The organism is Streptomyces physcomitrii (assembly GCF_012273655.1).
GTDB lineage: Bacteria > Actinomycetota > Actinomycetes > Streptomycetales > Streptomycetaceae > Streptomyces > Streptomyces physcomitrii.
This window is the reverse complement of record NZ_JAAWWP010000026.1, coordinates 65012-72979: the sequence shown is the minus strand read 5'-3', so window position 1 is coordinate 72979 and position 7968 is coordinate 65012. Positions and strand designations below refer to the sequence as shown.

At 75.9% G+C, this 7968-nt stretch carries 4 protein-coding genes; 1 reads left to right on the top strand and 3 read right to left on the bottom strand.

Translation table 11 applies throughout. The features are described from left to right. Window positions 1-389: 389 nt before the first annotated feature. Complete coding sequence (locus HFV08_RS28455) at window positions 390-3257, bottom strand: ATP-binding protein (RefSeq protein WP_168543324.1); 2868 nt, start codon at window positions 3255-3257, stop codon at window positions 390-392. A gap of 368 nt (window positions 3258-3625) precedes the next feature. On the opposite strand from HFV08_RS28455, the gene HFV08_RS28450 reads away from it, so the two are divergent. Next, complete coding sequence (locus tag HFV08_RS28450) at window positions 3626-4864, top strand: S8 family peptidase (RefSeq protein ID WP_168543323.1); 1239 nt, start codon at window positions 3626-3628, stop codon at window positions 4862-4864. Window positions 4865-4988: 124 nt separating this feature from the next. Here HFV08_RS28450 and HFV08_RS28445 read toward each other — a convergent pair whose 3' ends face one another. Together HFV08_RS28445 and HFV08_RS28440 are read right to left on the bottom strand one after the other, a co-directional pair. After that, a complete protein-coding gene (locus HFV08_RS28445; protein WP_168543322.1) occupies window positions 4989-5714 on the bottom strand; it encodes a siderophore-interacting protein in 726 nt (241 codons plus the stop codon). An 87-nt stretch (window positions 5715-5801) separates the two neighbouring features. Further along, complete coding sequence (locus HFV08_RS28440) at window positions 5802-7898, bottom strand: xanthine dehydrogenase family protein molybdopterin-binding subunit (RefSeq protein ID WP_168543321.1); 2097 nt, start codon at window positions 7896-7898, stop codon at window positions 5802-5804. Window positions 7899-7968: the final 70 nt, after the last annotated feature.

Sequence of the window (7968 nt, the reverse complement as noted above, 5' to 3'; positions counted from 1 at the left end):
GACGACGAGGCGGGGCCCGGACAGGACGTCCGGGCCCCGCCTCGTGCCGCCGCGCGTCCTCCGGTACCGGCCGGGGTGCAGTCCGGCCGGCTCCCGGGGCGCGCGGCTGTGGGGGGTGGTGGCTTCGGCTGCCCGGAGGCAGACGTCCGCCCCGGCGCGGACCCGGCGGCGGATCCCGCCTGGGTCCACGGCCGGTGCGCCGTGTGTCCCGCCCCCGGGTGGAGGCCGGGGCGGGACGGGGCCGTCACCGGTGCGCCGTCTGGGGCGGACGGTGCGCGGTGACACCGAAGACTCTCGCCGCCGGGGCCGGGCGGAACAATCCGTGGTGCGGCAGGTACGGGTACGTATTAATCTCCGCCCCGGCCAACGGGCCACGTATCAAAGGGGGTTCAGGCCCCGGTGGAGGGTGCGGGGACCTCCTCGCGGGAGGCGGCGCCCAGCTTGCGGAGCACCTTGGCCACGTGCTGTTCGACGGTGCGTGGGGAGAGGAAGAGCACCGCGGCGATCTCCCGGTTAGTCCGCCCGAGGGCGACCAGGCGCGCCACCTCCGCCTCGCGCGGGGAGAGTTCGCTGCCGTAGCCGCGGCGTCCGCGGCGCGAGGGGGTGACGACGCCGCAGCCCCGCAGCACCCGGCGGCAGCGCGCCGCGTCCCGGGTGGCGCCGAGCGCGGTGAACCGGTCGGCCAGCGCGGCGAGTTCGGGGGCGGCCCCGGTCTGCCCGGCGGCCACCAGGCAGCGCACCCGGGCCTCGGCGGCCCGGTCCGCGGCATAGGGGTGGGGCAGGGCGGCGTACAGCTCCCCCGCCGCCTCGAAGTGGGCGGCGGCCGCCAGGTGCCGCCCGGTGGCGGTGGCCACGGTGCCCTCGGCGGCCCGCAGCGCGGCGGTGGCCTGGGGGGCGTCCGCCGCGGCGATCCCCTCGGCGAACTCGGCGCACACCGCGTGGGCCCTGGCGTGCCGGCCGTCCCGGACCAGGGCGGCCACCGCCATCGGGACCAGGGCGGCGCCCCAGGCCCAGATGTCCTTGCGGCCGAGGCGTTCCAGTGCCCGCCCGGACTCCGCGCAGGCCTCGGCGAGCGCGCCGCGCGCCAGGTGCACCCGTGCCATGGCGCCCGAGGCCGCGGCGAGGATCGGGGCGGGGGCGTTGGCCGGGTCGTCGAGGGCGGCGGCGCCCAACTCGGCGGTGGCCTCCTCCCATTCACCGCGGGCGACGGCGAGCAGGCCGAGGACGAGATGGGCGTCGGCGGCGATCCCGGAGACCCCCTCCACCATGTCCAGGAGGTGGCGGGCGCGTTCGGCGAGTCCCTCCCAGCGGCCGGTGTGCCAGGCGAGCCGCAGCGCCGTGCCGTCGATGATGCCCAGCAGGAAGGGCGCCCCGCACTCCTCGGCGAGGCGCATGCCCTGTCCGCGGAAGCGCTCGGCCCGCGAGAAGTGCCCGAGCCAGGTGGCCGCCTCCGCCAAGTTGCCGCAGAGACGGGCGAGTTGGAGCCGCTCGGCGGTGCCGCGTCCGGTGGCGAGCTCTGTCTCGGCCTCGGCGAGGACGGCGTGCTCGCCCCTGCTCAGGCGCAGCGCCAGGTGGTTGACCCGGACGGCCAGCCGCAGGGCGCCGTCCGGTTCGTCCGCGACCAGCCGCTCGGCGCGGGTGATCCAGTCGTGGTGGACGGCGTAGGAGTCCTCGCCCCAGCTGGGCATCGCCAGGGCGGCCATGCCGCGGGCGGCGAGGGCGGGTCGTTCGTGGAGTTCGCCGACGGCGGTCTCGGTGTCGCGGCGGCCGGCCTCGTAGGCGCCGGCCTGGTTGTTGAGGAGCAGGCCGAGGTTGAGGCGGATCTCGCCGCGTACCGCGTCCGGCAGGCCGCCGTCGCGGATGACGCGGCGCAGCAGGGCGGTGGCGCGGCGGTGGGCGAGGCCGATGACGGCGGCCCGGCTCAGCTCGGTGGCGAGCCCGGCCCGGTCGCCGGGGTGCAGCCGGGGGTCGGAGAGGAGCCCTTCGAGGAGTTCCACGGCGGTGGCGGTGTCGCCCATGTCGCGGGCGCCCCGCGCGGCGGCCCCGCCGTAGTCGAGCCAGGCCTTGAGGTCGCCGGACTGCCGCGCGTGGTAGGCGAGTTGGACGGTCGGCGGGCGCTCGGCGGCGCTCAGGACGGTGAGGATCCCGCGGTGCAGGCGGCGCCGGTCGACGCCGGGCAGTGCCTCGTAGACCGCCTGCTGGGCGAGGGTGTGGCGGAAGCCGTAGCGGTGGTCGCCCAGGTCGTAGAGGACTCCGGCGAGCAGGGCCTCGCGCAGCCCGCCCTCCACCTCGCCGTCCTCGCCGCCCACGGTGGCGGCGAGCAGCTCCTCGCCCGCCGGTACCCGCAGGGCGGCCGCGGCGTGGACCACGGCGACGGCGGCCGGGCCGAGTCCGCGCATCCGGTCGGCCATGGCGTCCCGGAGCAGCGCCGGTACCGCCATGGCGTCCAGGGACTGCCGGTCGGTGCCCCGGCCGAGCAGCCCGGGCCCGTCGAGGGCGCGGACCACCTCCTCCAGGACGAAGGGGATGCCGGCGGTGCGCGCGTGCAGTTCGGCGGCGAGGGCGGCCGGGACTCCGCCGCCCTCGGTGATGGCCTCGGTGAGGCTGCGCACCGCCGCGACGTCCAGGGGCAGCAGCGGCAGCAGGACGACCGTGGTGCCGGGGGCGTGCCGGAAGGCGCGGCCGAGCGGGAGGCCGCCGCCGGGCAGGTCCTCGCGGCGGTAGCTGAGCACGGTGGCGGTGCCCGCCGGGGGCTCGTCCACCAGGAAGCGGAGCAGGTCGCGGGTGCCGTCGTCGGCCCAGTGCAGGTCCTCGACGACCAGGACCGCGTCGCCGAGGGCGTCGAGCAGCGCCCGTACCGCGCGGAACAGCCGGTGCTGGCGCGCCCGGTGGTCCTGGAGCGGCTCCGGGGCGGGCGGCAGGCTCTCGCCGAGCTCGGGCAGATAGGGGCGCAGCGCCCCGCAGACCGGGTTCAGCGCGCCCGGCACCCGGCCCGCGAGCTGCCGCAGCAGGTCGAAGACGGGTCCGTACGGGAAGGGTTCGCGCAGCGGGAGGCAGGTGGCGGTGAGGACGCGGCGGCCGCGGCGGGCGGGCCGTTCCAGGGCCTCGCGGATCAGCCGGGTCTTGCCGATGCCCGGCTCGCCCTCGACGAAGGTGACCGAGGGTGTCCGGTCCAGGGCGCCCGCGAGGGCGGCCAACTCCTCGGCCCTGCCCACCAGAACGGGGGCGCCCGCAGGCCGGAAGACGGACATGGTCATGGTGCGACTCCCTGCCGGACGGTGCGTGGGGGGGGCCGCGGCGCGGTGGTCACCGCGGGTGCACGCCGGTTGACGTTTGAACGTACTTGTCATGGCCCGCTCCGGCAAGAGAGGGCGCAGGGCCCCGGCGGTGCCGGGCGCCGAATGGCCAAAACGGGCCCGCGTCCCCGAACGGGACCTCGCACGAGCCGAGAGGAAGACAGGGCAGGAGAGGAGCCAGGGCTCAACCGCCCACCGCGGACGGCCCGTTCGGGGGACGACTCGGGCAGCGGTACGTAGCGCACCACGGATTGTTCGGGGCGGTGACCGGGCCGATCGTGGGTGGGACCACCACGCGTGGCCCCACCCACCGCGACGGAAGGCCGAGGATGACCCACCACCCAAGCCGGCACTGGCTCACCGCCTGCGCCACCGCGCTCGCCGCCACCGCGGCCCTCGCGCTCAGCGGCGGCAGCGCCCAGGCCCAGCAGGGCACCGTAGTGAACGAAGGGGCCCCGGGCACGCTCGCGGGCCGCTACATCGTCGCGCTGAAGGGCGGCACCTCGCTCGCCCCCGCGGCCGAGAGCCGGGTCTCGGCGCAGGCCTCGGCGCTGCTCGCCCGCTACGGCGGCACCCGCGAACACGTCTACAGCGCGGCGCTGCGCGGCTTCTCCGCGCGGATGTCCGCCGCCGAGGCCCGGGCGCTCGCCGCCGATCCCGAGGTCCGCTACGTCCAGCAGTCCGTCCTGGTGCACACCGCCGAGGGCGGCAGCCAGCCGAACCCGCCGTCCTGGGGCCTGGACGCGGTGGACGGCAGCGCGGACGAGGCGTACGCCTACCCGGGCACCGGCAAGGGCGTGACCGCGTACGTCATCGACACCGGCGCCCGCTTCTCGCACCGGACCTTCGAGGGCCGGGCCTCCTCCGGGTACGACTTCATCGACGAGGACGAGGACGCGAGCGACTGCAACGGCCACGGCACCCATGTCTCGGGCACCGTCGGCGGCAAGGAGTACGGGGTCGCCAAGGAGGCGGACCTGGTGGCCGTGCGCGTACTGGACTGCACGGGCAACGGGCCGGACGCGGCCACCATCGCGGGCATCGACTGGGTGATCAAGAACGCGAAGCAGCCCGCGGTGATCAATATGAGCCTGACCTCCGGCGGCGAGGGCGCCGACCCCGAGGGCCTGCGCGAGGCGACCCGGCGCGCGGTGGCCGCGGGCATCCCGGCCGCCGTCGCCGCCGGGAACGCGGGCACCGACGCCTGCGGCACCTCCCCCGGCGACACCCCCGAGGCGCTGACCCTGGGCTCCACCGACGAGGGCGGCGGCAGGTCCGGCTTCTCCAACTACGGCAGCTGCCTGGACCTCTTCGCCCCCGGCGGCAACATCACCTCCGCCGGGTACTCCTCGGACAGCGGCAGCGCCACCATGAGCGGTACGTCGATGGCCTCACCGCACGCGGCGGGCGCCCTCGCCCTGTATCTGGAGGCGCACCCGGAGGCCACCGCCGAGGAGGCGACCGAAGCGGTGGTCGCGGCGGCCGAGGAGGGGGCGGTGACCGACCCGGGCAGCGGCTCGCCGGACAAGTTCCTGGACGTCACCGGCCTCGGCGCCCTCGCCCCCTGAGCCCCGGAGCCCGGGCCCGGCCGCGGGGCGGTGCGCACCCCGGCGGCCGCCACGCTCCGGGACGCGCGGCGTTCCTCCGTGGGGGAGGAACGCCGCGCCCCGGTGCGGGCGTTGAAGACACCCCTCAGGTGGCCCGCCAGTACCCCAGGGAGTTGACCCGCTGCTTGGGCACGCCCAGTTCCTTGCGCGCCCAGCTGCTGAGGGCGCGGGTGGTGGCGGTGTCGCAGGCGATCCAGACGTAGGCCTCGGCGGGGTCCGACATCAGCGCCGGGAGCGCGGACTTGACGGTGTCGACGAGGTGGCGGCCGTCGTTCTCGCGGGCCACGTGGTGCAGCTCGTGCTGAACGGGGTCGACGCGGAAGGGCAGTTCGCGGTCGCCGTCGTGGGAGGTCTCGAACCAGATGGTGGCCGGGGTCCCGTCGAGCGCGGTGAGCAGGGAGTTGATGGCGGGCAGCGAGGCGGGGTCGCCGATGACGAAGATCCGGGCGGGCGCGGGGTCCGGCGCCTCGAAGCCGGTGCCCTGGAGGGTGGCCTCGATGGTGTCGCCCTCCTTCGCGGCGCGCGCCCAGCGCACGGCGGTGCCCTCGTGCTGGGCGAACTCCATGCTGAAGGTGCCCTGTTCGGGGTCCGGGTCGACCAGGGTGTAGGCGCGCTGGTGCGGCTTGCCCTCGTTGCGGAACCAGAGCCGTACCCACATCGTGGGGTGCACTCCGGTCTGGCGGAGCATGCCGCCGTCGGTGAAGTGCAGCCGCAGGAAGTTCCCGGTCACCTGCTCGCTGCCGGTGACCGTGAACACGAAGTCCTTGCCCCGGAACAGCTTGAGGACAGCGCCCTCCCAACCGTGCCCCACGTCGTTCTCCTCCCCTGAAGCCAGTTTGGTTAGGTTAACCTAACCTACTCTCGGGTTCAGGGGCAGCCCCGAGGCGGCCGGGTCCGCTCAGCCCAGCCGGGCGAGCACCTTGTCCGGGGTCAGGGGCAGGTCGCGGATCCGCGCGCCGGTGGCGTGGCAGACCGCGTTGGCGACGGCCGCGGCGGTGCCGACGATGCCGATCTCCCCGATGCCCTTGCTGCCCATCGGGTTGAGGTGCGGGTCCTCCTCCTCGATCCAGTGCACCTCGATCGCCGGGACGTCCGCGTGCACCGGCACGTGGTACGAGGCGAGATCACTCTCGGTGAAGTCGCCGAAGAGGGGGTCCATGCCGCTGTGCTCGGTCAGCGCCATACCGAGCCCCATGGTCATACCACCGGTGAACTGGGAGCGCGCGGTACGGGAGTTGAGGATGCGCCCGGCCGCGTATACCCCGAGCAGGCGGCGCACCCGGACCTCCCCGGTGACCGTGTCCACTTGGACCTCCGCGAAGTGCGCCCCGAAGGCGTGCCGGGAGTAGGCGGACCCGCGGCGCGTCTCCTGCTCGGTGTCGGCGGTGACGGTGACGCCCTCGGCCGGGATCCGGCCGCCGAGTTCGGCGAACCGGGCGCGCAGTGCCTCACAGGCCTTGTGCACCGCCCAGCCCCAGGAGCCGGTGCCCGAGGAGCCGCCGGCCAGCGAGGCACTGGGCAGATCGCTGCGGCCGATCTCCACCTCGACGTTCTCCACCCGGGTCTCCAGCGCCGCGGCGGCGATCTGGGCGAGCACGGTACGGGCGCCGGTGCCGATGTCGGTCGCGTTGATCCGCACCCGGTAGCCGCCCTCCGGGCTCGCGTGCGCCTCGGCGTGGGAGGGGCTCAGATAGACGGGGTAGGTGGCGGCGGCCACCCCGGTGCCGAGCAGCAGCGCGCCCTCGCGGGTGGTGCCGGGCCGGGGGTCGCGCCGCTCCCAGCCGAAGCGCTCGGCGCCCTCGCGCAGGCAGTCGGCGAGGTGCCTGCTGCTGAACGGGCGGCCGCTGTCGGGTTCCTCCGCGGGCTCGTTGCGCAGCCGCAGCTCGATCGGGTCCACGCCGAGGAGCTGGGCGACTTCGTCCATCGCCGACTCCAGCGCGTACATGCCGGGCGCCTCGCCGGGGGCCCGCATCCAGGAGGGGCTCGGTACGTCGAGCGGGGCCACCCGGTGCACGGTGCTGCTGTGCGGGGAGGCGTACATGATCCGGGCGGGGACGGCGGCCTGCTCCACGAACTCCTTGAGCGTGGAGGTGTGGGTGGCGATCTCGTGGCCGACGGCGGTGAGCGAGGCGTCGGCATCGGCGCCGAGCCGGACCCGGTGAAGGGTGGGCGCCCGGTGGCCGACCACCGCGGGCAACTGGCGGCGGGGCAGGGCGAGTTTGACCGGGCGGCCGGTCTCCCGGGCGGCCATCACCGCGAGGACCAGCTCGGGCCGGGGCGTGCCCTTGGACCCGAAGCCGCCGCCGACGTGCTCGGAGACCACGGTCACCTGCTCCGGTTCGAGGCCGAAGAGCGCGGCGGCGGTCTGCCCGGCCAGGGTGGCGCCCTGGCTGGAGTAGTGCACCCGTAGCCGCCCCTCGCGCCACTCGGCGGTGCAGGCGTGCGGCTCCATGGGGTGGTTGTGCAGCGGGCCGACCCGGTACGAGGCGTCCAGGCGCACCGGCGCCTCGGCGAATCCGGAGCGGAAGTCCCCGCGCTCGCGCACCGCCGGGAAGCCGCCGTTGACCTCCTCGGGGACGTAGAGCGCGGTGTGCCCGGCGTCGAGGACCACCTCGTGCGCCTCGATGTCGTAGTCGAGGTGCACGGCGGCGGCTCCCTCCCGGGCCGCCTCCAGGGTGTCGGCGACGACCAGGGCGACGTACCAGCCGCGGTGCGGCACCCGGTCGTCCTGGAGCACCGCGAGGACGGGGTCGTCCGCGGGTGCGAGGCGGGGCGCGTTGTGCGGGGTGAGCACGGTCAGGACGCCGGGGATGTCCAGGGCGTCCGCGGTGTCCACCGAGACGACCCGGCCGCGGGCGACACCGGCGGGCACCGGCCAGGCGTAGGCGCAGCCGGGTGGGGTGTGCTCGGCGGCGTAGCGGGCGGCTCCGGTGACCTTCAGCCGGGCCTCGTGGCGGACGACCGGCTCGCCGAGGGCGTGCGGTGTGGGGCTCATGGCGGTCCTTCGGTAGCGGCCTTGCGGCGGCGGGTCGTGGGGGTCCGGCGGCGGTACGGCCGGGCCGGTG